The sequence below is a fragment of the Streptomyces incarnatus genome (assembly GCF_001027185.1).
In the GTDB taxonomy this organism is placed as follows: domain Bacteria; phylum Actinomycetota; class Actinomycetes; order Streptomycetales; family Streptomycetaceae; genus Streptomyces; species Streptomyces puniciscabiei.
This window is the reverse complement of record NZ_CP011497.1, coordinates 3,099,035-3,122,255: the sequence shown is the minus strand read 5'-3', so window position 1 is coordinate 3,122,255 and position 23,221 is coordinate 3,099,035. Positions and strand designations below refer to the sequence as shown.

Here is a 23,221-nt window from a genome sequence, read left to right as displayed (position 1 = left end):
TGCCTGCGTGTTAACGCGGTTCACGGTCATTTTCCCTGATCGGGCAGGGCTCGCCGGAGGAAGTCCAGCTGGAGCAGCAGCAGGTTCTCCGCGACCGTCTCCTGCGGGGTCATGTGCGTCACCCCGGACAGCGGCAGCACCTCGTGCGGGCGGCCGGCGGCGAGCAGGGCGGAGGACAGCCGCAGGGAATGGGCGACGACGACGTTGTCGTCCGCGAGGCCGTGAATGATCATCATCGGGCGGTGCGGCTCGGCCGCGTCGACGAGGCCCGCGTCGTCGATCACCGAGTTGCGCCGGAAGACCTCCGGCTGCTCGTCCAGGAGGCCGAGGTAGCGCTCCTGGTAGTGGGTGTCGTACAGCCGCAGATCGGTGACCGGGGCGCCGACGACCGCCGCGTGGAACACGTCGGGCCGGCGCAGTACCGCCAGGGCGGCCAGATAACCGCCGAAGGACCAGCCGCGGATCGCCACCCGGCCCAGGTCCAGCGGGAACTCCCCGGCGAGCGCGTGCAGCGCGTCCACCTGGTCCTGGAGCACGACGGCCGCCAGCTCGTCGCGGACCGACTTCTCCCAGGCCGGCGAGTGCCCCGGAGTGCCCCGCCCGTCCGCCACGACCACCGCGAAACCCTGGTCGGCGAACCACTGGGAGGTGAGGTGGGCGTTGTGCGCGGCGACCACCCGCTGGCCGTGCGGGCCGCCGTAGGGGTCCATGAGGACGGGCAGGGGACCGTCACCGTGGTAGTCCCGTGGCATAAGCACGGCGCACGGAATTCGGCGTGCGCCCCCATGAGTGAGCGTCACTCGGGGGGACAAACCAGGATCTTCGGCGTACGACCGGACAGTCGCCGCCGGTTTTCCGTCACAGAGCACCTGGACACGGGACCCCGGAGTGTCCGGCGTCGCGGACACGAGCACGGTCACGCCGCCGGCGCGCACCGCCGAGTGCACCCCGGGCTCCTGCGACACGCGCTCCACGCCCAGCTCGTTCACCCGGTACACATGGACCTGGCCGGTCTCGGGCTCCGGTGCCTCCGCGCCCGCCGAGGCGGAAACCAGCACGTCGTGGTCGCCCACGTCCAGCACCGCCCGGATGTGCAACAGGCCGCTGGTCAAGGGCCGTTCGCCGACCGCGAGGACCCGGACGCCCCCCTCGTCCGCGATCCGGACAAGCTGCCCGGACGGGCTCCAGCACGGCACTCCAGGGAAAAGTTCCAGCCAACTTGGATCTTCGTCGGCGTGCACCATCCGGGTGGCCCCCGTGTCCGGGTCCACCGCCAGGAACAGCTGGCTGCGCTGGTCCCGCGCCTGCACCAGCAACAGCGGCGCACCCGCCGCTGACCAGTGCACACGGGCCAGATACGGATAGCGGGACCGGTCCCACGCGACCTCCGTGCGCGCCCCGTCGAGCCCGATCACGAACAGCCGCACGTCCGCGTTGGGCGTGCCGGCGGCCGGGTAGGCGACGTTATGTGGCTCACGCTCCGGGTGTGACGGATCGGCGATCCACCACCGCCGCACCGGCGTGTCGTCCACGCGCGCCACGAGGAGCCGGTCACCGTCCGGAGCCCACCAGAAACCCCGCGAACGGCCCATCTCCTCGGCCGCGACGAACTCCGCGAGCCCGTAGGTGACCCGTCCCGGTCCGTCCGTGGACTCCGGCTCGGCGAGCGCCCGGTCACCGTCGCCCTCGGCGCCCACGACCCGCAGCGCACCCTGCGCGACATACGCGATGTGCGTCCCGCCGGGGGAGGGGCGCGGGTCGATCACCGGCCCCGGGACCCGGAGTTCACGTGCCGTACCGGCTCGCAGCTCGGCCGTGAAAAGCCGCCCTGACAAGGCGAAAGCGGCCAACTCCACGGCGGTGTCGGTGGCGTAGGAGACGATGCCGGCGCCGCCCTCCCGGCTGCGCTCGCGCCGGGCCCTTTCCTCGGCGGAGAGCTCTTCGGAGGCGCCGCCGAGGAGCGCGCCCGGATCGGCCGCCAGGCGCTCCGCGCCCTCCGGAAGATCCATGATCCACAGGGAGTTGGCCCGGTCGGTGCCGGAGCCGGAGCGCAGGAACGCGACACGCGCACCGTCGGGTGCCACCGTGAACGCACGCGGCGCGCCGAGGGTGAACCGCTGCGTCCGGGCGTGCCGGCGGGGGAAGGAGTCAGACTCGGTCGTCATACCCCGACCATATTGGCCATGCGCCCCCTTGTGCGGCCGTGCGCCGAGCGATGCGCGAGCACGGATAGTTATGATCACTACCGCTGTGTGGGTATGAACCTGCTGGCGTCTGCATGGATTTGCTCAACTGATCTAGATCTGACGATCTTTGGAGGTGAGCCGCCGTGGCACTCTCGATTTCGGCGGTGGTGCTGCTGGCGATCATCGTCTTCCTGCTGATCAAGAAGTCGGGGCTGAAGGGCGGTCATGCGCTCGTCTGCATGCTGCTCGGCTTCTACCTCGCCTCCTCGACCGTCGCCCCCACGATCAGCCAACTGACGACCAACGTCGCCAGCATGATCAGCAGCATCAAGTTCTGAGGGCAGCTCCGGCGGGCGTCAGAGGGGCTGCCGCGTCGGGATGCCTCAGCGGGCGCCAGGAGGCTGCCGCGTCGGGGGCCAGGGGTTTGGCTGCGGTGGGGTCGGGGGTTGGCCCAAATCTTCCCATTGCCCTGCTCCCTCCCGGGCCCTCGTCCCCGGCCCCGGTGCTCAGCGTCCGGCAAGCCCCGGTGTCGAGCCCCCTCCGACCCCGCCCCGGCCACCCCCGTCGGCGGGCTGGCGCGGCGTAAGGGGGAGTGGGCCTCGTAGGGTGGACCCATGACGGAACTCCCCGCCCGGCGTCTGCTTCTGGTGCACGCGCACCCGGACGACGAGTCGATCAACAACGGCGCCACCATGGCCAGGTACGCGGCCGAGGGGGTGCACGTGACCCTGGTCACCTGCACGCTGGGGGAGAGGGGGGAGGTCATCCCGCCCGAGCTGCGGCATCTGACGGGGCCCGCGCTGGGCGCGCACCGGCGTAGGGAGCTGGCCGACGCCACGCGCGCGCTGGGCGTGAGCGACGCTCGGCTGCTCGGCGGCGCGGGGCGGTACGGCGACTCCGGGATGATGGGCATTCCGGACAATGGCGACCCCGGATGCTTCTGGCAGGCCGATGTGGACGAGGCCGCCGGATATCTGGCCGACGTGATCCTCGAGGTCCGGCCCCAGGTCCTCGTCACCTACGACGACAACGGCGGCTACGGCCACCCGGACCACATCCAGGCCCACCGCGTCGCCATGCGCGCCGTCGAGCTGGCGGACGAGCGCGGGCACCGGATCGACAAGGTGTACTGGAACCGGGTGCCGCGTTCCGTCGCCGAGGCCGCCTTCGCCCGGCTCCAGGAGGAGCTGGCCGTACTGCCCTTCGAGAAGAGCGGCAGCGTCGCGGACGTACCCGGCGTGGTCGACGACGAGCGGGTCACCACCAGCGTCGACGGCACCGCCTTCGCCGCGGCCAAGGCCGCCGCGATGCGTGCCCACGTCACCCAGATCGAGGTGGCCGAGCCCTACTTCGCGCTCTCCAACGAACTGGCCCAGCCGCTGTTCACCACCGAGTACTACGAGCTGGTGCGCGGCGAGGCCCGGCCCGGGGAGACCGACCTGTTCGCGGGCGTCGAGGAGGCGGCGGCATGAGCGGCGGCGGTGGCATGAGCGACAAGGGACAGGGCCCGCTGCTCGCCCAGCCGCTGCAGCGGCCCTCCGCCGGGCGGATCGCCGCCTATGTCGGGCTTTTCCTGCTCGGCGCCGTCATCGGGGCGGCCGGGGCCCTCGTGCAGGCCGCCTGGTTCCCCGGCGGGCTGCTGCTCGCCCTCGCGGGCGCGGCCGGGCTGTTCCTCGGCGGGGCGTACGCCACGGGCGGCCGGGGCGGGGCGGTCGCACCGGTGGTGGGCTGGATCGTCACCGTCATCCTGCTCACCACCTCGCGTCCCGAGGGCGACTTCCTGTTCGGCGCGGGACTCGGCTCGTATCTCTTCCTGCTCGGCGGCATGGCCCTCGCTGTGATCTGCGCCACCCTTGGTGCCGGGCGGCAACCTCGGGGTGGTCCCGCCCGACTTGGCAAGTGACGTACTACTTTCTCCGCGCGGCGCACGTGCGAGTCCGGTGTGGGTTTCCTCAGCGGTCATGGGATACACGCCAGAAGTGGCCAGTATGGTGGTGCGCGCCGCCGAGCCGCCCGAGCTAGTTGAGGTCGTAACGGGCGGCGAAGCCAACTGGGAGAACCTGCCTTGAGTCGTGAAACTGACACTCCGTCCTCCGGGCCCAACGGGCGCGGCGGAGCCGCATACCCATCCGGCACGCCGCCGTACGGGACCCCCATGGCTTCCGACGACGGTACGGACGCGGGCCGTTCGGTCACGCGGCCGGAGGAGAAGAAGACCGAGACCACACTGACGACCCGGATCCGGATCAACATTCCGGGGTCCCGGCCCATTCCGCCGGTCGTCGTGCGCAAGCCCGTCGGGGACACCGACGGCGCCGGGGACGAGGCGCCCGCCCGTGACACGCGGCCCGCGGCCGACGGCCCCGCCACCGGCTCCGTCGAGCCGCCCGCCGAGCCCGCGGCGCAGGCCGAGGAGAAGACCAGCGACTGGTTCGCGCCCCGCAAGTCCTCCGGCGGCAAGGGCGCTCCGGCCACCGGCGGCACGAACGGGTCCGGAACGTCCGGCGGTTCCAGCACCGCCCCCGGCTCGTCGGGCACCCGTTCGGGTGGTCCGGGAGCATCCGGTGCGTCCGGTACCACCGGCGCACGATCCGGCGGGCGTCCCGGCGGTGTGGTCGGCTCCATGAGCGTCCCGGGCGCCTCCCGCTCCGGTACGGGCACCGGCAAGGGTCTGCCCGGTGCCACCGGCGGCCCCGTCGCCCCCGGACACGGCGGCGGCACCGGTTCCTTCGACGTGACCGAGGTGCTGAACGCGGGCCCGAGGGGCGCCGGCTCCCGTCCCGGCGCGTCCGGCGGCGAACCGCGCCGCGACGACCTGCCGTACTTCTCGGAGAACGGCGGCCAGGACGACTTCGACGGCACGGGTACGGCGGGTTCGGGTGCGGCCGGTACGGGCGGCCACGACGGCTTCGGCACCCCGGGTGCGAACGGCCAGAACGGCTTCCCGGGCGCCCCCGGCGCTCCGGGGGCGAACGGCCTCGGCGGCCCCGGCGGTCCCAGCGGCTTCAACGGCCCGCACGGCCACGGCGGCCCCGGCGGTCCGCAGGGCCCGGCCGGCCCCACCAGCGGCCCGGTCACCGGCGACGGCCCCCTCGTCCCGTCGGCGGGCGAGCCCTTCGACGGCCTGTCCGGCAGGGACGGCAGGGACGGCCTGGGCGGCTACGACGGCCCCGGCCGCCCGGGCACGGCCCAGCCCCCGCGCAGCGCCCTCGCCGACATCGCCGACCTCGAAGGTCCCGCCGGCCCCGGCCGTCCAGGCGGCGGCCCCGCCGGACCCGGCGCCCCGGCCGCCGGCCCCGGTGTCACCGGTCTCGGCCCGGGTGGCGGGCTCAGCGACGACACCGCGATCCTCACCCCGCAGAAGCCGGCCCCCGAACCGGGCACGCCCGGCTACCGCCCGGCCGACAACGTCTCCGGGCACACCGTCACCAGCGGCATCCCGGTCGTCCCCGGGGCCGGCACCTCCCCGTTCGGCACCCCGGCCGGCGGCCCGGCCGCGCAGCGCCCGTCCCAGCCGGAGCCGTCCGGTGCGCCCAAGGCGCAGGCCAAGCCGAAGAAGAAGGGCCGCAGCAAGCTGGTGCTGCTGGGCGCCGGCGTGGTCGTCGTCGCGGGCGGTGCCTACGGCGCCGGACTGCTGATGAACCACACCGACGTGCCCAAGGGCACCACGGTCCTCGGCGTGGACATCGGCGGCGGCACCCGGGACGACGCCGTCAAGAAGCTCGACGACGCCTTCGGCGGCCGGGTGAACAAGCCGCTGAAGCTCTCCGTCGGCGGCAACACGGTCACCCTCACCCCGGAGAACGCCGGTCTCCAGTTCGACTTCCAGGCCACCGTGAGCAAGGCCGCGACCAGCGACTACAACCCGGTCCACGTCATCGGCTCGCTCTTCGGGCAGAAGCGGGTGATCGACCCCGAGATGCCGGTGGACGAGGAGAAGCTGCAGGCCGCCCTCCAGCAGGCCGGCGGCGGCTCCGGCTCGGTCGTCGAGGGCGGCATCGACTTCAAGCCGGGCCGGGCGGTAGCCGTCTACGGCAAGGCGGGCAAGGCCATCGACGCCGCCCAGTCCACCCAGGCCGTCGAACAGGCCTACCGCACCCTGGTGGAGACGGGCACGCCGACCCCGGTCACCGTCCCGACGACCACGAAGCAGCCGACGGTGTCGAACGCGGCGGTCGACCAGGAGATGAAGCTGTTCGCGGAACCGGCGATGTCGGCCAAGGTGACGGTGTCGGCGGGCGCGGGCCACGTCGTGCTGATGAGCCCGGAGAAATCGCTCTGGAAGTTCCTCAAGGTGGTGCCGACTTCGGACGGCAAGCTGGTCGACAAGCCGGACCTGAACGCCCTGAAGCAGCTGTACGGCAAGGCCTTCGACGGCGTGCTCATCACCCGCGGCAACGGCAGCAAGACGCCCGTCACCCCGCAGGACGTCTACGTCGCCCTCCGTCAGGCCCTGATCAGCAGGACCAACCGGGTCGCCGTCATCCCCACCAACCCGAGCTAGCACGGCGACACCACAGGGGGCGCCCACCGGACACCGGGCGCCCCCTTCGCCATGCCCTGTCACCCGATCGGCATGACATCTGTCATCCGGCACTCAGGACCCCCGACACTGCCCCGCACCCGGCCCCCGCCGCGAGCATGGGTGCCATGACGACAACTGCGGCACCGGCCACCACCACCCCGGTGGTCGGCTTCGACCAGGTGACCAAGACGTACGGGAGCGTGAAGGCCGTCGACGGGCTTTCGCTCCGGCTGTACCCGGGCGAGACCGTCGCCCTCCTCGGCCCGAACGGGGCCGGCAAGTCCACCACCCTCGACCTGCTCCTCGGCCTCAAGCAGTCCGACAGCGGAACGGTGAGCCTGTTCGGCGGCACCCCGCGCGAGGCGATCGTCGCCGGTCGGGTCGGGGCGATGCTGCAGAGTGGCGGGCTGATGGACGAGGTCACCGTCGCGGAGCTGGTGAAGCTGAGCTGCTCGCTGCACCCGAAGCCGTACCAGGCCTCGGACGTGATGGCCCGCGCCGGCATCACGCAGATCGCCGACCGCAAGGTCAACAAGCTCTCCGGCGGCCAGGCCCAGCGGGTGCGCTTCGCCCTGGCCACCGCCGGCGACAGCGACCTGATCATCCTGGACGAGCCGACGACCGGCATGGACGTCTCCGCCCGCCAGGCCTTCTGGGCCACCATGCGCGAGCAGGCCGACCAGGGCCGTACGGTCCTCTTCGCCACCCACTACCTCGAAGAGGCCGACGCCATCGCCGACCGGGTCCTGGTGCTGCACCGCGGCCGGCTCCTCGCCGACGGCACCGCCGCCGAGATCAAGGCCAAGGCCGGCGCCCGCCGCGTCTCCTTCGACCTGGAGGGCGAGATCGACGAGGCCGCCCTGCGCGCCCTGCCGTTCCTGACGTCGATCGACGTATCCGGCCAGACGGTCCGCATCCAGTCGTCCGACGCCGACGCCACCGTGCACGCCCTGTACGGCCTCGGTGTCTACCCCCGCAACCTCGAAGTCGCCGGTCTCGGTCTGGAGCAGGCCTTCGTCGCCATCACGGAGGCCGAGGAGGCCAAGCAGTCATGAACGCCCTGATCAAGCTCGAACTGACCCGCGCCCTGCGCAACAAGAAGTTCCTGTTCTTCTCGGTGCTGTACCCCGCGATCCTGTTCCTGATCTTCTCCAGCAGCTCCGGCTCGAACGAGAAGGTCGACGGCACCGGCCTGACCGTCGCCACGTACCTGATGGTCTCCATGGCCTCCTTCGGCGCCCTGACCGCCGTCCTGATGGGCAACAGCGAGCGCATCGCCAAGGAGCGCGAGAACGGCTGGGTACGGCAGCTGCGGCTGACCCCGCTGCCCGGGCGCGGCTATGTCCTGGCCAAGACCGCCAGCGCCGCCGTGGTGAGCCTGCCGTCGATCATCGTGGTGTTCGTGGCCGCCGCCGCGATCAAGCACGTCCACCTGGACGCCTGGCAGTGGCTGGCCCTCACCGGGGTCATCTGGGCCGGCAGCCTCGTCTTCGCCGCGCTCGGCGTCGCCATCGGCTACCTGGCCTCCGGTGACGCGGTCCGCCCGATCACGATGATCGTCTACTTCGGCCTGTCGATCCTCGGCGGCCTGTGGATGCCCTCCACCAGCTTCCCGAAGACCCTGCAGGACATCGCGAAGTGGCTGCCCACGCACGCGTACGCTGCACTGGGGCGGGCGATCGAACAGAGCCAGGCCCCGCACGCCACGGACATCGCCATCCTCGCCGTCTACTTCGTCCTCTTCGCGGGCGGCGCGGCCTGGCTGTACCGGAAGGACACGCTGAAGGCGTGAGCACGATGACGGAAGACCCGCGGGCCGGCGAGCGGCGGCCGGAGCACCAGGTGCGGATCGGCCAGGGGCCGCGCAACCGGCGCGAGCTGGTGGTCAAGGTGCTGTGGATCGGCATCTGGCTGGTCTTCCTCAGCGCGCCGGTGCAGGACCTGGCCTCGGGCCGCCACACCGTGGGCGCCACGGTGGCCGGCGGGATCGGCCTCGCCGCCTTCGTCACCGCCTACCTGACGCTGGTCTTCCGCAACATCGGCCGGCCCTTCACCCCACGAGTCGTCCTCTCCCTGCTCGCGGTCCTCGGCGTCCTCGCCCCCCTGCTGACGTTCACCCTGGGCGGCGCGTGGCTCGGCCTGTTCATCTACCTCTCGGTCGCCTGCGGGGCCACCCTGCCGGTCCGGGCCGCGTTCTGGGCGATCCCCGGGGCGACCGTGGCGATGTTCCTCGTCGGGCTGCGCTGGCACGAGAAGCCGGACGAGAGTCTGCTCCTGGTCCCGATGATCGGGTTCGCGATGGTCGGGGTCGGCCAACTCGTCCGTACGACGGTCGAGTTGCGCAAGGCCCGGGAGACGGTGGCCCACCTCGCCGCCAACGAGGAGCGCCTCCGCCTCGCCCGCGACCTGCACGACCTGCTCGGCCACTCGCTGTCCCTGATCACGCTGAAGAGCGAGCTGGCGGGCCGGATGCTGCCCGACCACCCCGACAAGGCGGCCCAGCAGGTCGCCGACATCGAGCAGGTCAGCCGGCAGGCCCTGGTGGACGTACGGGAGGCGGTCACCGGCTACCGGCGCCCCAGGCTCGCCGCCGAACTGGCCGGCACCCAGGTCGCCCTGACCGCCGCCGGTGTCAGCGCCGAGGTGCCGGCCGAGCCGGATCTCGGCGACGTGCCCGAGGAGTCGGAGTCCGCGCTCGCGTGGGCGCTGCGCGAGGCGGTCACCAACGTGGTCCGGCACAGCGGCGCCGACAGGTGTCTGGTCCGGCTCACCCACCGTCAGTCCCTCGACGGCGCCATGCTCGAACTCTCCGTCGAGGACAACGGATCCGGTGGCTCCGGCGGCGGACCCGGCAACGGTCTGACCGGCCTCACCGAGCGGCTGGAGAAGGTCGGCGGCTCCCTGGAGGCGGGCCGGATCAAGCACGGGTTCCGGCTGGTCGCCCGCGTCCCCGCGGCCCCTTCGGGGCACGTAGGATCCGGGGCATGACGAGCACGATCAAGGTTCTCCTGGCCGAGGACCAGTCGATGGTCCGCGAGGCCCTGGCCGCGCTGCTCGGCCTGGAGGAGGACATCGAGGTCGTCGCCCAGGTCGCGCGCGGTGACCAGGTACTGGCGGCCGTCGGCGCGCACGGCGTGGACGTGGCGCTGCTCGACATCGAGATGCCCGGCTGCACGGGCATCGAGGCGGCCGCCCGGGTCCACCGGGAGTTCCCGCAGGTCAAGCTGGTCGTCCTCACGACTTTCGGGCGCCCCGGCTATCTGCGCAGCGCCATGGAGGCGGGTGCCGACGCCTTCCTCGTCAAGGACGCCCCGGCCGCCCAGCTCGCCGAGGCGATCCGCAAGGTGCTGTCCGGTGAGCGGGTCATCGACCCCACGCTCGCCGCCGCCGCGCTCGCCGAGGGCGCCAATCCGCTCACCGAGCGCGAACGCGAGGTCCTCCGCGCGGCCGCCGACGGCTCCACCAACGCCGAACTGGCCAAGACGCTCCACCTCTCCCAGGGCACGGTCCGCAACTACCTCTCCACGGCCATCCAGAAGCTGGCGGTACGGAACCGGGCGGAGGCGGTGCGGACGGCGCGGGAGAAGGGGTGGCTGTGACCGGACCGGCCGCCCCGCCGTTCCGTCGATCCCGCCCGGCCTGTCAGTTGAGCATGGCCCGCGCGGTATGGGCCTGCTGCCGTACCTTCCGCGCGGCCGACTCGTCCACCACCTCGATCAAGTCGGCGTAGTACTCCAGCTCTTCCGCCCCGGAGCAGAACTCCCCGCGCTGCACCAGGAGTTGCCCCCGCTCGTACCGGAGCCGGGCCGGATGCGCGGGCACCAGCAGCGCCAGCTCCACGGCCCACAGCGCCACGTCCGACCGTTCCGGCCGGGCGGCGGCCCACGCGCGGATGTTGTTCAGGATCCGCTGGACGACCTCCAGCGGCGCGGCCGGCTCCAGCATGGAGGCTTCCAGCGGCGCCCCCGTGGCCCCCACCACGAGCATCTCCGCGTCGGTCCCGGTCAGCACCCGGCCGCCGTCGAACGGATCGGCCAGCACCTGCTCCTCGGCCGGGCCGAAGCCCACCACGAAGTGCCCCGGCAGCGCGACGCCGTACACCGGAGCCCCCGCCCGCCGCGCGACCTCCAGCCACACCACCGACAGCAGGATCGGCAGCCCGCGCCGCCGCCGCAGCACCTCGTGCAGCAGGGAGGACTCCAGCCGGTCGTAGTCGGCGGGCGTGCCGTGGAAGCCGTAGTGCGCCCCGAGCAGCCGCCGTACCGCTTCCGCCCACGCGCGCGGCCCGCCCGGCCGGTACGGCAGCTCGCCCGCGAGCCGGTCCAGCTCCAGCTGGGATGCGTCGATCCCGGCCTCGTCCAGCGTGCCGTCGGCCTCGGCGCCGATCAGCAGGCACAGCGCCGACAGATCCGGCCGCTCGGACCGGGCCTCCTCGGCGAACCTGCGGCGCAACTCGGCCGACCGCTCCGGCGGGGGCGGGTACGGCGGCGGCAGATACGGGTGACGCATGCCAGGCTCATGCCCTTCCACGGGCGGTTCTACGACCCACCCGGACCGGAATCGTCCGTCTCTTCGCCTTCGTCCCGGCCGGCTCCCGGATCCCGGCGGTCAGCGGGGCCGGCGCCATGGCTCGGGCGACCCACCGCACCCGCGCCCGATCCCCGTCCGCCGCCCGCGCCCGTCGCCCGGTCCGGGTCTCGGTCCGGGCCCGCGGACCCGCCCGTTTCGGCGTGCTGGTCCTCCGACGCCGCCGCGTCCGGTTCCCGGTAGTGGTGGTACGCGAAGTGGGGTGTGAAGCCCAGGGCGGCGTACAGGGCGCGGGCCCCCTCGTTGTCCGTCTCGACCTGCAGCCAGGCCGCCGACGCTCCCTCGTCCAGCGCCTGCCGGGCCAGCGCGGCCATCACCTCCGTGGCGAGCCCCTCCCGGCGCCGGCCGGGGTCCACCTCGACCGCCGCGAACCCGGCCCACCGCCCGTCCACGACACACCGCCCGATCGCCGCAGGGGGCTCGTCCCCGGCGCCGGGCACGGTCGCGAACCACACCGACGGGCCCCCGCCGAGCACCCGCAGGGCCACCTCGCTCACCCCTTTGCGCTGGTACCGGGCGAGCCACGCCTCGTCCGCCTGCCGGGACAGCACCACACCGGTGCCCTCGGCCCGGTCCGCGACCGGTGCCAGGGCGCCGGTCCACACCTCGGCGGTCACCTCCCGCACCCAGCCGCGCCGCTCCAGCTCCGCGCACAGCAGCTCCTGCGTGCCCTCGGCACCGGTGGCCGTCTGGACGTAGGCGGGCAGGCCACGCTCGCCGTACCAGCGTCGTACGGCGGCGAGGGCCGCGTCGAGGGGCAGACCGGGGTCGCCGAGCGGCAGCACACTGTTGGCCCGCCGGGTGAATCCACCGGCCGCCCGCAGCTCCCAGTCACCGAGCCGCTCGGTCTCCAGCGGCTGCCAGCCGCGCGAGGCGACCCGCGCGAGTTCCTCGTACGAGGCGGCGGGGCCCCTGCGGCGCGCCGGAGCGGCCGGTACCACCTTGCCCGCGACCAGCTCGGACTCGGCGATCCGGACACTCCGCCCGTCCCGCCGTGTGATCATGAGCACGCCATCGTCCCATGATGTGAGAACACCCACCGTGTCGGTGAACTTCTCCGGCGCCTCACCAGTTTCGCTCAAGCGCCGTACTGACACCCTTTTTCCCACGTCAGAAGGGGTGATACGGACTTTCAGGCGTCCTGCCGCCGAGATTTCCACTGGTCAGTTCACCCCTCCTGTTCGGATCATGCTCCGGAACGGAGATACTAGGGGCGGGCATCGACGACGCCGCGCTCCCGCGCGCCAGGCGGCGGAGCCTGAGGAGGCCCGCCAGCGCCCTATCGAGGAGGAACGACAGCGTGACCTACGTCATCGCGCAGCCTTGTGTCGACGTCAAGGACAAGGCGTGCATCGAGGAGTGCCCGGTCGACTGCATTTACGAGGGCTCCCGGTCCTTGTACATCCACCCGGACGAATGCGTCGACTGTGGTGCCTGTGAGCCGGTCTGCCCGGTCGAGGCGATCTTCTACGAGGACGACGTCCCGGAGGAGTGGAAGGACTACTACAAGGCGAACGTCGAGTTCTTCGACGAGCTCGGCTCTCCCGGCGGCGCCAGCAAGCTGGGGCTGATCGAGCGCGACCACCCGTTCGTCGCCGCGCTGCCGCCGCAGGGCGAGTGACCGTCTGAGCGCCAAGCGGCCCGCACACCGCCGCGCCGCCTCGGTCCCGTACGGCCCGATCGTCCAGATCACCGCCGTACGGGACCGAGGCGTTTGCCGCACCGTACGAAAGTGAGCCTGATTCCCGTGTCCGCAGTCTCCGACCGGCTCCCCACCTTCCCCTGGGACAAGCTGGAGCCGTACAAGAAGACGGCCGCCGCGCACCCCGACGGGATCGTGGACCTCTCCGTGGGCACCCCGGTCGACCCGGTGCCCGAACTGATCCAGAAGGCCCTGATCGACGCGGCCGACTCGCCGGGCTACCCGACCGTCTGGGGCACCCCGGCGCTGCGTGACGCGATCACCGGCTGGCTGGAGCGCCGCCTGGGCGCCCGCGGGGTCACCCACCGCCATGTGCTGCCGGTCGTCGGCTCCAAGGAACTGGTCGCCTGGCTGCCGACCCAGCTGGGCCTCGGCCCCGGCGACAAGGTGGCCTACCCGCGCCTCGCCTACCCCACCTACGAGGTCGGCGCCCGCCTGGCCCGCGCCGAGTACGAGGTCTACGACGACCCGCGCGACCTCGACCCGGCCGGCCTGAAGCTGCTCTGGCTGAACTCCCCGTCCAACCCGACGGGCAAGGTGCTGTCGAAGCGCGAGCTGACGGACATCGTCGCCTGGGCCCGCGCCCACGGCGTCCTGCTGTTCTCCGACGAGTGCTACCTGGAACTGGGCTGGGAGGCCGACCCGGTCTCGGTCCTGCACCCGGACGTCAACGGCGGCTCCTACGACGGCATCGTGGCCGTCCACTCCCTCTCCAAGCGCTCCAACCTGGCCGGCTACCGCGCGGCCTTCGTCGCCGGCGACCCGGCCGTCCTGGGCCCGTTGCTGGAGATCCGCAAGCACGGCGGCATGATGACCCCGGCGCCGACCCAGGCGGCCGTGGTGGCGGCCCTCGGCGACGACGAGCACGTCCGCGTCCAGCGCGAGCGCTACGCCGCCCGCCGCGAGGCCCTGCGGGCCGCCCTGCTGGGCCACGGCTTCCGCATCGAGCACAGCGAGGCGAGCCTGTACCTGTGGGCCACGCGGGACGAGTCCTGCTGGCGGACGGTCGCCCACCTGGCCGACCTCGGCATCCTCGTCGCCCCCGGCGACTTCTACGGCGAGGCGGGCGAGACGTTCGTACGCGTCGCCCTGACGGCGACGGACGAACGCGTCCGGGCGGCGGTGTCCCGCCTGACGGCCTAGCCGGTCCGGACACAACCGAACGGGGTCCAGGGAATTCCCTGGACCCCGTCACCGGTCAGCGCCGGGCGCTCAGCCGAGCGGCGACAGGCCCTGCACCGGCAGGTTCGGCACGCCGGTCTTCGTGGCGTTGGACGCGGCGCCCCCGAGGGCCTGCCCCGCCGCCCCGGCGGCACCGCCCGCGGCCTGCTGCGCCACCGGCGCCGTCTTCTTCAGGGCACCGCCCGTCGCCTTGCCCGCGGCCGGCACCGTCTGCTCGACCGCCTTGCCGCCCGTGTGGCCCGCGAGGGAGGTGACGTTCTGCGCGGCACCGTCGACGGTGCTGCTGGCGTGTGCCGTGTCCAGAGCGGACAGGCCACCCACGTTCGGGGTCGCCGGCAGGCTCGTGGCCGCACCGGCGGAGCCGGCCGCACCGACCCCGGCTGCCGCTCCCGCTGCGACGAGCAGCGCGGCACGGGCGATCCGGCGGGTCAGAGGGAGGGACATGATGCTCCATTCGACGGGAGAGAACGGTGTCTGCGTCCGGGTCCGTGTCGCGGCCCGGACGCCGTGACTACCGCTCGAAGCCCGCGAAGGTTGCGGACGCCCCAGGTAAAGAATGGATAACGCATCGCATTATCAGGTGTGGATAAAAACGGGCAAAGAACATCCGCCCCAAACCCGCGCAGAATCCTTACAGCCCCTGGTTTTCCAAGGAATCCCCGAGACGGCACGCGTCCCGTCCGAACCGCCGCCCGAACCGGCGCCGCACAACCCCTCGGGGTGATCTCCCGTACTACTGTCCGGCCACGATCCGGACGACCCCCAGCGCCGCCCCGGCACCGCGCGCCCCGCCGGAAGCGGCCGTCCTCCACTGCCCGCCGCCGCTCCCCGCGGCCCACTCCCGGCCCTCGTACGACACCCGCTGGATGTGCAGCGCCGAGGAGTTGGCCACGGCCCACTGCGCCAGCTGCCAGCCCCGCTGCCGTTCGCCGCGCCCGGTCGCGTCGACCTTCGTGCCCTGCGGCACCGGCACGGTCACCGTCCGGCCCTGCGCGGTCGCGGTGACGCTCGGCGAGGGAGAGGGCGACGGCACGGGCGTCCCGCCCACCTGCGCGCCGGTCTCCTGCAGCGCGTCCCGCCCGAAGTCCCGCACCAGCGCCGCCCGTACCGCGTCCGGACCCGTCGCCGAGGCCGTGGTCTCCGGGCGCCCGTCGCAGGTCAGCGTGGCCGCCGCGCGTCCGGTCAGGGCCGCGGCCAGCAGCTGCGCGTCCGGCTCGTGCTTGGCGTACGCCTCCGGGTAGCCGCTGCGCTGGACCTCCTGGGCCGCCTCGGTCAGCGGCAGACCGGTGTAGTGCGGCACCTTGGCCAGGTGCGCGTAGAAGATGCCCGCCGCGTACGCCGGGTCCATGATCTGCTGCTCGGTGCCCCAGCCCTGCGAGGGCCGCTGCTGGAACAGGCCCAGCGAGTCCCGGTCGCCGTGCTCGACGTTGCGCAGCCCCGACTCCTGCAGGGCGGTCGCCAGCGCGATCGTCACCGCCCGCTCGGGCATGCCGCGCCCGGTGCCGACGGCCGCGATCGTCGCCGCGTTCACCGCCTGCTCCGGGGTGAACTCGTACGACTTTCTGTCGCCGTCGGCCGAGACCACCTTGCAGCCGCGCGCTCCGCCGCCTCCGGTGACGTACTGCACCACGAGGTACGCGGCGACGCCGCACAGGACCAACAGGGCCGCGCCGAAACGGAAGAGGCGGCCGCGGCGCTTGGGACGGGTGGGGGACGGCTCTGGCACGCGTACAAGGTACTGGAGGCCCGCCCGGGCCTCACGCGGGGTTGACCGGACAGCGCTTACCCCCGGCCCCCACGAACGGCGCGCTAGGGTCGGCGCCATGGCCGACACCTCGCTTGACCTCACGCTCGACGCCGCCGCGCTCACCGCACAGCTCGTGGACTTCCCCTCCGAGAGCGGCACCGAGAAGCCGCTCGCGGACGCGATCGAGACCGCCCTGCGCGCCCTGCCGCACCTGACGGTCGACCGCTACGGCAACAACGTGATCGCCCGTACGAACCTGGGCCGCGCCGAGCGCGTGATCCTGGCCGGCCACATCGACACGGTCCCGATCGCGGACAACGTGCCCTCGCGCCTGGACGAGGACGGCGTGCTGTGGGGCTGCGGCACCTGCGACATGAAGTCGGGCGTCGCGGTGCAGCTGCGCATCGCGGCCACGGTCCCCGCGCCCAACCGCGACCTCACCTTCGTCTTCTACGACAACGAGGAGGTCGCCGCCGACCTGAACGGCCTCAAGCACGTGGCCACGGCCCACCCGGAGTGGCTGGCGGGCGACTTCGCGGTCCTGCTGGAGCCCTCCGACGGCGAGGTCGAGGGCGGCTGCCAGGGCACCCTGCGGGTGCTGCTGAGGACGACGGGCGAGCGGGCCCACTCGGCGCGCTCCTGGATGGGCTCCAACGCCATCCACGCGGCGTCCCCGATCCTGGCCCGTCTGGCCGCTTACGAGCCCCGCTACCCCGTGATCGACGGCCTGGAGTACCGCGAGGGCCTGAACGCCGTGCGCATCGGCGGCGGGGTCGCCGGCAACGTCATCCCCGACGAGTGCGTGGTGACGGTCAACTTCCGCTACGCCCCCGACCGCACCGAGGAGGAGGCGATCGCGCACGTCCGCGAGGTGTTCGCGGACTGCGGGGTGGAGGAGTTCGTGGTCGACGACCACAGCGGCGGCGCGCTGCCCGGCCTCTCCCACCCGGCCGCCGCGGCCTTCATCGAGGCGGTGGGCGGCACGCCGCGCCCCAAGTACGGCTGGACGGACGTCTCCCGCTTCTCCGCGCTCGGCATCCCGGCCGTCAACTACGGCCCGGGCAACCCGCACTTGGCCCACAAGCGCGACGAGCGGGTGGAGACGGCGAAGATCCTGGCGGGCGAGGAGCGCCTGCGGAACTGGCTCACCGCGTAGGCAGCCGCGCTCCGGGCCGCCGCGGGACGGCATGAGTCGCCCGTACGGCGCACGCGTGCCGGACATACGTATGTCCCCCCTCCGTAACCGGCGTGGATCTACGCTGAGGTGGAACCACCCCCGAGCGGAGGGAGCGCACATGCCTACCGGCAACCCCGAGGGGAAGAAGATCCCGCCGGACGAGCAGCGGCTGGGACCGGTCCTCCGCCGCCGAGGACAGGTGACGCCGAGTACGACGGACCAGCGGCTGCTGGACGCCGGTGGCCCCTCGGACTGGGTCCACACCGATCCGTGGCGCGTGCTGCGCATCCAGTCGGAGTTCATCGAGGGCTTCGGCACACTGGCCGAACTCCCGCCCGCCATCAGCGTGTTCGGCTCGGCACGTACGCCGGTGGACTCGCCGGAGTACGACGCCGGGGTGCGGCTCGGCCGGGGCCTGGTGGAGGCGGGCTGGGCCGTGATCACGGGCGGCGGGCCGGGCGCGATGGAGGCGGCCAACAGGGGCGCCTGCGAGGCGGGCGGCGTCTCGGTCGGCCTCGGCATCGAGCTGCCCTTCGAGCAGGGCCTGAACCCCTACGTCGACATCGGCCTGAACTTCCGCTACTTCTTCGTCCGCAAGATGATGTTCGTGAAGTACGCGCAGGGTTTCGTGGTCCTGCCCGGCGGCCTCGGCACCCTCGACGAACTCTTCGAGGCGCTGACCCTGGTCCAGACCCAGAAGGTCACCCGCTTCCCGATCGTCCTCTTCGGCAGCGAGTACTGGGGCGGCCTGGTGTCCTGGCTGAAGAACACCCTGGTCGCCCAGGGCAAGGCCAGCGCCAAGGACCTCCTGCTCTTCCACGTCACGGACGACGTGGAGGAGGCGGTGGCCCTGGTGTCGAAGGAGGCGGGCCGCTAGCGCGCGCTCTGGACCGCCCCCTTGCCCATCCGCGCTCCCGCCCGACTCGGCCGACCGAGCGGCGGGGGGCGAAGGGGCCGGCGGGGCGAATACGGCGCCGTGACCCTCAAGGCGGTCACGGCGCCGCACCCGGCTCAGCACTCGAGCCATCACGCTGGGATCCGCTCCGAGCGATCACACCGCCGCGCCACCCGGCCACCACGCGGACATCCGGCCCGCCCCGCCTCGCCCGGCAGCCGCAGCGCGATTCCCCATCCACCGCAACCCACTGCCTCAGCCTCCCGGCCGACCGAGACGGGTGGGTGTGGTGGGCAGACGGGGGTCCAGGGGGCGGAGCCCCCTGGCACCTAGGCCAGACCCCGGCGAGCCACCGCAGGGACCCGGTGGCCGGCGATGGACGCGACCATCTCCAGGACCTGGCGGGTCTCGGCCACCTCGTGCACCCGGTACACCTGCGCCCCCAGCCACGCGGACACCGCGGTCGTCGCCAACGTACCGATCAACCGCTCCTTCACCGGCCGGTCCAGCGTCTCACCCACGAAGTCCTTGTTGGACAGCGACACCAGCACCGGCCACCCCGTGGCGACCATCTCGTCCAGCCGCCGCGTCGCCTCCAGACTGTGCCGCGTGTTCTTCCCGAAGTCGTGCCCGGGATCGATCAGCACCGACTCCCGCGGCACCCCGAGCGCGACCGCCCGCTCGGCCAGACCCACGGTGACGTCCAGGATGTCGGCCATGACGTCGTCGTACGTCACCCGATGCGGACGCGTACGCGGCTGCACACCCCCCGCGTGCGTGCACACCAGCCCCACCCGGTACCGCGCGGCGACCCCCGCGAGCCCCGGATCGACGCCGCCCCACGCGTCGTTCAGCAGATCCGCCCCCGCCTCGCACACCGCCTCGCCGACCTCGGCCCGCCAGGTGTCCACGCTGATGATCACGTCCGGGAAGCGCCGCCGTACCTCGGCCACGAAACCGACCGTCCGCCGCGCCTCCTCCTCGGCCGTGACCTCCTCGCCCGGCCCGGCCTTCACCCCGCCGATGTCGACGATCGCCGCACCCTCGGCCACCGCCTGCTCCACGCGGGCGAGGGCAGGCTCGTCGCGGAACGTGGCCCCCTGGTCGTAGAAGGAGTCCGGAGTCCGGTTGACGATCGCCATGATCACCGGCTCGTGGGGCCCGAATTCCCGCCTGCCCAGCCTGAGCATCCGCTGTGACCTCTCCTCGTATGTCCCGCAGTACAGCCGCCTGTGACCCTAACTGTCAGACTCGCATGGCACGATCGGAGCCAGACAGATTCAGCGTCCGGCACAGGCCGGCACGGAGCGTGGGGACCCCTGGCGATGGTGATGTTCTTGTTCCTGGTCGTCGCGCTGGTCGTCGTCGTCGCCGCGGTGACCCTCGCCGTGGTGGGCGGCGGCGGGAGCGGCCCGCTGCCCGAGGTGGCACCGGAGCGGCTGCAGGACCCGCTGCCCCCCGACCGCCCGGTGAACCGCGCGGACGTGGACAGCCTGCGCTTCCCCCTCGCCCCGCGCGGCTACCGCATGGCGGACGTCGACGACGCCCTCGGCCGGCTCGGCGCCGAACTCGCCGAGCGGGACGCCCGTATCACCGATCTGGAGTCGGCGCTGGCCGGCGCCAGAGCCGCGGCGGCACACGTCCACCTGGAGAAGCCCGAGCGGCCGGAGGACCCGCGATGAGCGACGGCGCCGCCCTTGCCGGGCCCGACGGCGCCCTGCGCTGCCCCTGGGCCCTGTCCACCGACGACTACGTGGCATACCACGACGAGGAGTGGGGCCGCCCGGTCCACGGCGACGACGCCCTCTTCGAGCGGATCAGCCTGGAGGCCTTCCAGTCGGGCCTGTCCTGGATCACGATCCTGCGCCGCCGCGAGGGCTTCCGCGCGGCCTTCGCGGGCTTCCGCATCGAGAAGGTGGCCGCGTTCACCGACGAGGACCGCGAGCGACTGCTGGCGGATCCGGGCATCATCCGCAACCGCGCCAAGGTCGACGCCACGCTCGCCAACGCGCGCGTGCTGGCCGGCTGGGCGGAAGGCGAGCTGGACGAGCTGATCTGGTCCCACGCCCCCGACCCGGCAGGCCGCCCGGCCCCGAAGACCCTCGCCGACGTCCCGGCCGTGACCCCGGAGTCCACGGCCCTGTCCAGGGCGCTGAAGAAACGGGGCCTCAGATTCGTCGGTCCGACGACGGCGTACGCGTTGATACAGGCCTGCGGCCTGGTCGACGACCACCTGGAGACGTGCGTGGCGCGAGGCGCCGGTGCCTGACCGCATGTCCGGGTCCCCGACGCTGGCCGGCATCCTGGACGCGGCGGCCCGGGGGCGCTTCCCGGCTCCCGACGGCGCGGTCACCGTGGTGCCGCAGCCGAGCCGTCGCGACGCCGGGGTGATCGCGTTCACCGCCCACTCCGTGGTGTTCACGGACGAGGACCCGCGGTGGGTGCGCAGCACGCTCGCGTCCCTCGACTGCGACGCGCTGGCGTCGGCGATGAACCCCCGCTTCCTGGCCGCGTTCCTGGCCCGCACGGGCCGGTCGACCGACACCACGGACCTGCTCACCGTGGCGAGCTCCCTGCCCGGCGACCCCCCGCTGGAACTGCGCGAGATCGCCGACCCGGACCATCTGCGCGTGCACAGCGCGCGCAGGCGCCGGGACGAGGTGCGCGTCTGGGCGACGGACGGGGGAGTGGTGGTCCTCGGGCGGGGCGTGGCGGGCCGCTGGGAGACGGCCGTCGAGGTGGACGAGGACGTACGGCACCGGGGGCTGGGCCGGGCCCTGGCCACGGCCGCCCGGCACCTCGTGCCCCCCGGGCAGTGGGTCTGGTCGCAGCAGGCCGCGGGCAACGCCCGCAGCGTCCGCGCCTTCCAGGCGGCCGGCTACCGCCCGGTGGGCGCGGAGGCCCTGTTCACCGCGCGGTAGCACCGGCCCACGGGCCCGCCCTGTCCGGTCCTGTCCGCTAGCGGCCCAGGTACTTCGGCCTCTCCTTGTTCACGAACGCCTGCACGGCGATCGCGTGGTCCTCGGACCGGCCGGCCCGGGTCTGCAGCTCGTCCTCCTTCTCCAGGGTCTCGGCGAGGGAGTGCGTGAGGCCGTAGGCCACCGCCTCCTTGAGGGCCGCGTACGCCACCGTCGGGCCCTCGGCCAGCGCCCGCGCCGTCTTCTCGGCCTCGGCGCGCAGCTCGGCCGCGGGGACGAGCCGGTTGGCGATGCCCAGCTCCAGCGCGTCCTGGGCGCTGATGCTGCGCGGGAAGAGCAGCAGGTCGGCGGCGCGGCTCGGGCCGATCACCCGGGGCAGGGTCCAGGAGATCCCGGAGTCGGCGGTCAGGGCGACGCCCGCGAAGGAGGTGTTGAAGGCGGCCGTGTCGGCGACCAGCCGGTAGTCCGCGGCGAGCGCGAAGCCGAAGCCCGCCCCGGCGGCGACGCCGTTCACCGCGGCGACCACCGGCTTGGGCGCCCCGGCGAGGGCTCGCACGATCGGGTTGTAGTGCTCCTTGACCGTGCTCATCGTCTGCCCGGACCCGGTCTCGCGGTCCGCTGCGAGCAGCCCGATGTGCTCCTTGAGGTCCTGTCCGACGCAGAACGCCCGGTCCCCGGCCGCGGTCAGCAGGATCGCCCGTACGGCCGTGTCCCCGGCCGCGGATTCCGCCGCCTCCCGGAGGGCGACCTTGGTCGCGATGTTCAGCGCGTTCATCGCCTCGGGGCGGTTCAGCGTGATCGTCGCGAGCCCGTCGCTCACCTCGTAGAGCACGGTGTCGGCCATGGGTCATCCCCTCCAGTCGCGGATGACGTACCGCTCAGTACGTCCCTGTACGAAGGACAGCATGGCGGAGATCGCCGCCCAAGGGCCGGACCGGACGTGTGAGCTGCGTCAAAGAAAACCGGAGCGGAGCCGGCCGGTGGATGTCCGTGCGGCGGTGCAGTATCGCAGCCACATCGCCGAATTGGGTGGTTTTGCTCGCGCGCGTTGCCCAAGCGATGCCGACTGATGTTGGTCATCGGGTCCTGCGATGCGGGATAATGGCTGGGAAGCAATGTGTTCGATGCCGGTGGCGCGTGTCCGTTCCGGAACACGCGGATGCCCTCCTAGGGCTCTCGGCAGACGATGAGCTGGTTTCAGGAAGGGGAACGAGCATGGCGGCCATGAAGCCGCGGACGGGCGATGGCCCGCTCGAGGTGACCAAGGAGGGGCGGGGCATCGTCATGCGCGTTCCGCTCGAAGGCGGCGGTCGACTCGTCGTCGAGCTGACCCCTGACGAGGCCGAGGCGCTCGGCGACGCCCTCAAGAAGGTCGTCGTCTGACGTCCCAGCGATCCTGTCCTGCGGACTGCCCCGGCATCGTACGCGGTGCCGGGGCAGTCGCGTGTCCGTCCCGCGGCGGGCCGGTCACCGCTTGACGGCGCACAGCAGCCCGTCGCCCACCGGCAGCAGCGAGGGGACGAGCTCCTGGCTCTCGCGCACCGCGCGCAGCAGCTCGCGCAGCCGCAGCACTTCGGTGGGCTGCGGCCCCGAGTCCACCGTGCGGCCGCCCGCGAAGACGCCCTCGAAGACCACCAGGCCGCCCGGCCGCAGCAGGCGCAACGATTCAGCTAGATAGTCCAGGTACTCCAGCCGGTCGCCGTCGCAGAAGACGAGGTCGTAGCCGGCGTCCGCGAGCCGGGGCAGCACGTCCAGGGCGCGGCCGGGGATGAAGCGGGCCCGGTTGCTGGCGAAGCCGCAGGCGCGGAAGGCCTGCCGGGCGAACTGCTGGTGCTCCGGCTCCGGGTCGACCGTGGTGAGCACCCCGTCCGGGCGCATGCCGTGCAGCAGATGGATTCCGGACACCCCGCAGCCCGTGCCGATCTCCGCGACCGCCTTGGCGTCCACGGAGGCGGCGAGCAGTCGCAGCGCGGCGCCGGTGCCGGGCGACACCGAGCGCAGCCCTGCGGCGCGGGCCCGGTCACGGGCCCACCGCAGTGCGTCGTCCTCGGCGACAAAGGCGTCGGCGAACGCCCAGCTCGTCTGCCGGTTGCCGGTAATGACCCTCTCCTGTCCCCGTGGTTGCCTGGGCGTGACTGTATCCGTTGGTGGCGGGAACCCGCAGATGGGACCGGGCGTTTATAGGGATGAGACGGTGGCCGGCGACGCGACGGGGGGCGAGAGGTGGATCAGACCGCCGAGCAACTGCTGACGCAGTCGCACGAGCCGTATCAGCGAGTATCAAATTCTCGTAAAACCGCTT

Annotated in this window: 24 protein-coding genes and 1 pseudogene; 17 read left to right on the top strand and 8 right to left on the bottom strand. The window is 72.8% G+C overall.

Annotation, left to right across the window (positions count from 1 at the left end; translation table 11 throughout):
• Positions 1-26 precede the first annotated feature (26 nt).
• Complete coding sequence (locus ABB07_RS13755; protein WP_208898981.1) at positions 27-2,165, bottom strand: prolyl oligopeptidase family serine peptidase; 2,139 nt, start codon at positions 2,163-2,165, stop codon at positions 27-29.
• 164 nt (positions 2,166-2,329) lie between these two features.
• Between ABB07_RS13755 and ABB07_RS13750 the strand changes: the two genes are divergently transcribed.
• The 8 genes from ABB07_RS13750 to ABB07_RS13715 all read left to right on the top strand — a co-directional run bounded on the left by ABB07_RS13750 (position 2,330) and on the right by ABB07_RS13715 (position 10,310).
• Positions 2,330-2,524 (top strand): hypothetical protein, encoded by a 195-nt coding sequence (locus ABB07_RS13750; RefSeq protein ID WP_055707280.1) that lies wholly within the window; start codon positions 2,330-2,332, stop codon positions 2,522-2,524.
• A 276-nt stretch (positions 2,525-2,800) separates the two neighbouring features.
• Positions 2,801-3,658, top strand: coding sequence for an N-acetyl-1-D-myo-inositol-2-amino-2-deoxy-alpha-D-glucopyranoside deacetylase (gene mshB / locus ABB07_RS13745; protein WP_208898980.1), 858 nt, complete (start codon positions 2,801-2,803; stop codon positions 3,656-3,658).
• A gap of 14 nt (positions 3,659-3,672) precedes the next feature.
• Entirely contained in the window at positions 3,673-4,089 is a 417-nt protein-coding gene (locus tag ABB07_RS13740) for a DUF6113 family protein (RefSeq protein WP_208903425.1), read from the top strand.
• A 162-nt stretch (positions 4,090-4,251) separates the two neighbouring features.
• Positions 4,252-6,690: a hypothetical protein gene (locus ABB07_RS13735; protein ID WP_208898979.1), complete on the top strand. Its 2,439-nt coding sequence runs from the start codon at positions 4,252-4,254 to the stop codon at positions 6,688-6,690.
• A 146-nt stretch (positions 6,691-6,836) separates the two neighbouring features.
• Positions 6,837-7,766 (top strand): ABC transporter ATP-binding protein, encoded by a 930-nt coding sequence (locus tag ABB07_RS13730; RefSeq protein ID WP_208898978.1) that lies wholly within the window; start codon positions 6,837-6,839, stop codon positions 7,764-7,766.
• On the top strand, positions 7,763-8,503 hold the full coding sequence (locus ABB07_RS13725; RefSeq protein WP_208898977.1) for an ABC transporter permease: 741 nt from the start codon (positions 7,763-7,765) through the stop codon (positions 8,501-8,503). Before ABB07_RS13730 ends, ABB07_RS13725 begins: the two co-directional genes overlap by 4 nt.
• A gap of 5 nt (positions 8,504-8,508) precedes the next feature.
• Positions 8,509-9,699 carry a sensor histidine kinase gene (locus tag ABB07_RS13720; protein ID WP_208903424.1) on the top strand — a complete coding sequence of 397 codons (1,191 nt, stop codon included), beginning with the start codon at positions 8,509-8,511 and terminating at the stop codon, positions 9,697-9,699.
• The gene (locus ABB07_RS13715; RefSeq protein ID WP_208898976.1) at positions 9,696-10,310 is read left to right on the top strand and encodes a response regulator transcription factor; all 615 of its coding nucleotides are present in this window, start codon (positions 9,696-9,698) and stop codon (positions 10,308-10,310) included. The genes ABB07_RS13720 and ABB07_RS13715 overlap by 4 nt, the downstream gene beginning before the upstream one ends.
• Positions 10,311-10,353: 43 nt before the next feature.
• Here the strand turns inward: ABB07_RS13715 and ABB07_RS13710 are convergent, their stop codons facing one another.
• Both ABB07_RS13710 and ABB07_RS13705 read right to left on the bottom strand, forming a co-directional pair.
• A complete protein-coding gene (locus ABB07_RS13710) occupies positions 10,354-11,220 on the bottom strand; it encodes a transglutaminase family protein (protein WP_208898975.1) in 867 nt (288 codons plus the stop codon).
• 233 nt (positions 11,221-11,453) lie between these two features.
• Positions 11,454-12,458 (bottom strand): annotated as a pseudogene (locus ABB07_RS13705) (GNAT family N-acetyltransferase); the annotation flags it as partial.
• Between the two features lie 140 nt (positions 12,459-12,598).
• On the opposite strand from ABB07_RS13705, the gene fdxA reads away from it, so the two are divergent.
• Positions 12,599-12,919, top strand: a complete 321-nt coding sequence (fdxA, locus tag ABB07_RS13700) for a ferredoxin (RefSeq protein WP_023546973.1) — start codon at positions 12,599-12,601, stop codon at positions 12,917-12,919.
• 126 nt (positions 12,920-13,045) lie between these two features.
• Entirely contained in the window at positions 13,046-14,143 is a 1,098-nt protein-coding gene (locus tag ABB07_RS13695; RefSeq protein WP_208898973.1) for a bifunctional succinyldiaminopimelate transaminase/glutamate-prephenate aminotransferase, read from the top strand.
• A gap of 69 nt (positions 14,144-14,212) precedes the next feature.
• Here ABB07_RS13695 and ABB07_RS13690 read toward each other — a convergent pair whose 3' ends face one another.
• Both ABB07_RS13690 and ABB07_RS13685 read right to left on the bottom strand, forming a co-directional pair.
• Positions 14,213-14,626 carry an ATP-binding protein gene (locus tag ABB07_RS13690; RefSeq protein ID WP_208898972.1) on the bottom strand — a complete coding sequence of 138 codons (414 nt, stop codon included), beginning with the start codon at positions 14,624-14,626 and terminating at the stop codon, positions 14,213-14,215.
• A gap of 289 nt (positions 14,627-14,915) precedes the next feature.
• Entirely contained in the window at positions 14,916-15,908 is a 993-nt protein-coding gene (locus ABB07_RS13685; protein ID WP_208898971.1) for a VldE C-terminal domain-containing protein, read from the bottom strand.
• A gap of 97 nt (positions 15,909-16,005) precedes the next feature.
• Between ABB07_RS13685 and dapE the strand changes: the two genes are divergently transcribed.
• Positions 16,006-17,085, top strand: a complete 1,080-nt coding sequence (gene dapE, locus ABB07_RS13680) for a succinyl-diaminopimelate desuccinylase (RefSeq protein WP_208898970.1) — start codon at positions 16,006-16,008, stop codon at positions 17,083-17,085.
• Between the two features lie 139 nt (positions 17,086-17,224).
• Positions 17,225-17,983, top strand: coding sequence for an LOG family protein (locus ABB07_RS13675; protein WP_208898969.1), 759 nt, complete (start codon positions 17,225-17,227; stop codon positions 17,981-17,983).
• A 347-nt stretch (positions 17,984-18,330) separates the two neighbouring features.
• Here the strand turns inward: ABB07_RS13675 and folP are convergent, their stop codons facing one another.
• On the bottom strand, positions 18,331-19,191 hold the full coding sequence (gene folP / locus ABB07_RS13670; protein WP_208898968.1) for a dihydropteroate synthase: 861 nt from the start codon (positions 19,189-19,191) through the stop codon (positions 18,331-18,333).
• A gap of 135 nt (positions 19,192-19,326) precedes the next feature.
• Here folP and ABB07_RS13665 point away from each other — a divergent pair, with 135 nt between their 5' ends.
• From ABB07_RS13665 to ABB07_RS13655, 3 genes are read left to right on the top strand one after another with little or no spacing between them, the layout of a single operon-like run.
• Positions 19,327-19,683 carry a DivIVA domain-containing protein gene (locus ABB07_RS13665; RefSeq protein ID WP_208898967.1) on the top strand — a complete coding sequence of 119 codons (357 nt, stop codon included), beginning with the start codon at positions 19,327-19,329 and terminating at the stop codon, positions 19,681-19,683.
• Positions 19,680-20,270: a DNA-3-methyladenine glycosylase I gene (locus ABB07_RS13660; protein WP_208898966.1), complete on the top strand. Its 591-nt coding sequence runs from the start codon at positions 19,680-19,682 to the stop codon at positions 20,268-20,270. Before ABB07_RS13665 ends, ABB07_RS13660 begins: the two co-directional genes overlap by 4 nt.
• 4 nt (positions 20,271-20,274) lie before the next feature.
• The gene (locus tag ABB07_RS13655; RefSeq protein WP_208898965.1) at positions 20,275-20,922 is read left to right on the top strand and encodes a GNAT family protein; all 648 of its coding nucleotides are present in this window, start codon (positions 20,275-20,277) and stop codon (positions 20,920-20,922) included.
• 37 nt (positions 20,923-20,959) lie between these two features.
• Here ABB07_RS13655 and chcB read toward each other — a convergent pair whose 3' ends face one another.
• On the bottom strand, positions 20,960-21,763 hold the full coding sequence (chcB, locus tag ABB07_RS13650; protein WP_208898964.1) for a 2-cyclohexenylcarbonyl CoA isomerase: 804 nt from the start codon (positions 21,761-21,763) through the stop codon (positions 20,960-20,962).
• Positions 21,764-21,824: 61 nt separating this feature from the next.
• On the opposite strand from chcB, the gene ABB07_RS13645 reads away from it, so the two are divergent.
• Both ABB07_RS13645 and ABB07_RS13640 read left to right on the top strand, forming a co-directional pair.
• Positions 21,825-21,989 (top strand): hypothetical protein, encoded by a 165-nt coding sequence (locus ABB07_RS13645; RefSeq protein ID WP_208898963.1) that lies wholly within the window; start codon positions 21,825-21,827, stop codon positions 21,987-21,989.
• Positions 21,990-22,134: 145 nt separating this feature from the next.
• Complete coding sequence (locus tag ABB07_RS13640) at positions 22,135-22,302, top strand: DUF3117 domain-containing protein (protein ID WP_018544333.1); 168 nt, start codon at positions 22,135-22,137, stop codon at positions 22,300-22,302.
• An 84-nt stretch (positions 22,303-22,386) separates the two neighbouring features.
• Here the strand turns inward: ABB07_RS13640 and ABB07_RS13635 are convergent, their stop codons facing one another.
• Positions 22,387-23,085 carry an O-methyltransferase gene (locus tag ABB07_RS13635; protein ID WP_279617426.1) on the bottom strand — a complete coding sequence of 233 codons (699 nt, stop codon included), beginning with the start codon at positions 23,083-23,085 and terminating at the stop codon, positions 22,387-22,389.
• Positions 23,086-23,221 lie beyond the last annotated feature (136 nt).

Excerpts from the sequence above, each read along its gene's own strand:
- ABB07_RS13675 (WP_208898969.1), top strand. The coding sequence starts at position 17,225 with ATGCCTACCGGCAACCCCGAGGGGAAGAAGATCCCGCCGGACGAGCAG.
- ABB07_RS13715 (WP_208898976.1), top strand. The coding sequence starts at position 9,696 with ATGACGAGCACGATCAAGGTTCTCCTGGCCGAGGACCAGTCGATGGTC.
- mshB (WP_208898980.1), top strand. The coding sequence starts at position 2,801 with ATGACGGAACTCCCCGCCCGGCGTCTGCTTCTGGTGCACGCGCACCCG.
- ABB07_RS13720 (WP_208903424.1), top strand. The coding sequence starts at position 8,509 with ATGACGGAAGACCCGCGGGCCGGCGAGCGGCGGCCGGAGCACCAGGTG.
- ABB07_RS13690 (WP_208898972.1), bottom strand. The coding sequence starts at position 14,626 with ATGTCCCTCCCTCTGACCCGCCGGATCGCCCGTGCCGCGCTGCTCGTC.
- ABB07_RS13730 (WP_208898978.1), top strand. The coding sequence starts at position 6,837 with ATGACGACAACTGCGGCACCGGCCACCACCACCCCGGTGGTCGGCTTC.
- ABB07_RS13725 (WP_208898977.1), top strand. The coding sequence starts at position 7,763 with ATGAACGCCCTGATCAAGCTCGAACTGACCCGCGCCCTGCGCAACAAG.
- ABB07_RS13710 (WP_208898975.1), bottom strand. The coding sequence starts at position 11,220 with ATGCGTCACCCGTATCTGCCGCCGCCGTACCCGCCCCCGCCGGAGCGG.
- folP (WP_208898968.1), bottom strand. The coding sequence starts at position 19,191 with ATGCTCAGGCTGGGCAGGCGGGAATTCGGGCCCCACGAGCCGGTGATC.
- ABB07_RS13665 (WP_208898967.1), top strand. The coding sequence starts at position 19,327 with ATGGTGATGTTCTTGTTCCTGGTCGTCGCGCTGGTCGTCGTCGTCGCC.
- chcB (WP_208898964.1), bottom strand. The coding sequence starts at position 21,763 with ATGGCCGACACCGTGCTCTACGAGGTGAGCGACGGGCTCGCGACGATC.
- ABB07_RS13640 (WP_018544333.1), top strand. The coding sequence starts at position 22,135 with ATGGCGGCCATGAAGCCGCGGACGGGCGATGGCCCGCTCGAGGTGACC.
- ABB07_RS13755 (WP_208898981.1), bottom strand. The coding sequence starts at position 2,165 with ATGACGACCGAGTCTGACTCCTTCCCCCGCCGGCACGCCCGGACGCAG.
- ABB07_RS13660 (WP_208898966.1), top strand. The coding sequence starts at position 19,680 with ATGAGCGACGGCGCCGCCCTTGCCGGGCCCGACGGCGCCCTGCGCTGC.
- ABB07_RS13655 (WP_208898965.1), top strand. The coding sequence starts at position 20,275 with ATGTCCGGGTCCCCGACGCTGGCCGGCATCCTGGACGCGGCGGCCCGG.
- dapE (WP_208898970.1), top strand. The coding sequence starts at position 16,006 with ATGGCCGACACCTCGCTTGACCTCACGCTCGACGCCGCCGCGCTCACC.
- ABB07_RS13740 (WP_208903425.1), top strand. The coding sequence starts at position 3,673 with ATGAGCGACAAGGGACAGGGCCCGCTGCTCGCCCAGCCGCTGCAGCGG.
- ABB07_RS13645 (WP_208898963.1), top strand. The coding sequence starts at position 21,825 with ATGGCGGAGATCGCCGCCCAAGGGCCGGACCGGACGTGTGAGCTGCGT.